Genomic DNA, 1,173 nt, shown 5'->3' with positions numbered 1-1,173 from the left:
TATGGGCAGGCCGGGCGTCCCGGTCACATCGGCGGCAGACCCCCACCTGCCCCGCCCCGCCGCGGTTTTTCGTGCCGCGGCAGGCCATTTCCACACCACGGCAGGTTGTGCAGGTGCCGCGACGAAATGCCCGTGACGGGGCGGTTCCAGCCCTTGCCGCGCCTGCGACGGCCGCTCATGCTCGCGCGCACAAGAACAATCAGGAGGAAACCCATGACCTTTGCCACGGGCAAGGGACTGACGAGCCTTGCCGGCGTCGGTCTCGTTGCCGGCCTTGCTGCCCTCACCCTCGCCGCCGCCCCCGCGCGCGCTCAGGCGCCGCTCAAGATCGGCGTGCTCAGCGACTTCTCGTCGGTCTATTCGGACATCGGCGGCCAGGGCAATCTCGAGGCGACCAAGCTCGCGATCGAGGAGTTCGGCGGCACCATGTTCGGCAAGCCGATCGAGGTGGTCAGCGCCGACCCGCAGAACAAGGCCGACATCGCCGCCTCGATCGTGCGCAAATGGTACGAGAACGAGGCCGTCGACATGGTGATCGACATGCCGACCTCGGCCACCGCGCTCGCCGGCATGGAGATGTCGAAGCAGTTCGAGAAGCTGATGATCGTGACGGATGCGGCGAGCTCCGACATCACCGGCAAGTCCTGCTCGCCCTACACCGTGCACTGGACCTACGACACCTATGGCAACGCCCACACCGTGGGCCAGGCCATCGTCAAGACCGGCGGCGACACCTGGTTCTTCATCACCGCGGACTATCTGTTCGGCCATTCGATCGAGCGCGACACCGGCGACGTCGTGCGCGCGGCCGGCGGCAAGGTGGTCGGCAGCGCCAGGCATCCGCTCAACAACCAGGACTTCTCGTCCTTCCTGCTGCAGGCGCAGGCCTCCAAGGCCAAGATCATCGGCATGGCCAATGGCGGCGGCGACACCATCAACACCATCAAGCAGGCGGCCGAGTTCGGCATCGTCGCCGGCGGCCAGAACCTCGCCGGCATCGTGATGTTCATCTCCGACATCCACAGTCTCGGCCTGAAGCTGGCGCAGGGCCTGATCATCACCGAGGCCTATTACTGGGACCTCAACGACCGCACCCGCGCCTTCGGCAAGAAGTTCTTCGACCGCATGCAGCGGATGCCGACGATGAACCAGGCCGCGACCTACAGCGCCACC

The 1,173-nt window shown here is 66.2% G+C and carries 1 protein-coding gene; it reads left to right on the top strand.

Annotation, left to right across the window (positions count from 1 at the left end; translation table 11 throughout):
* Positions 1–213: 213 nt before the first annotated feature.
* On the top strand, positions 214–1,173 hold a 960-nt coding region (locus BRAS3809_RS19685; RefSeq protein WP_052523444.1), incomplete at its 3' end, for an ABC transporter substrate-binding protein.

It is taken from the genome of Bradyrhizobium sp. STM 3809 (assembly GCF_000239795.1).
In the GTDB taxonomy this organism is placed as follows: Bacteria; Pseudomonadota; Alphaproteobacteria; order Rhizobiales; family Xanthobacteraceae; genus Bradyrhizobium.
This window is presented reverse-complemented; position numbering and strand designations above follow the sequence as displayed.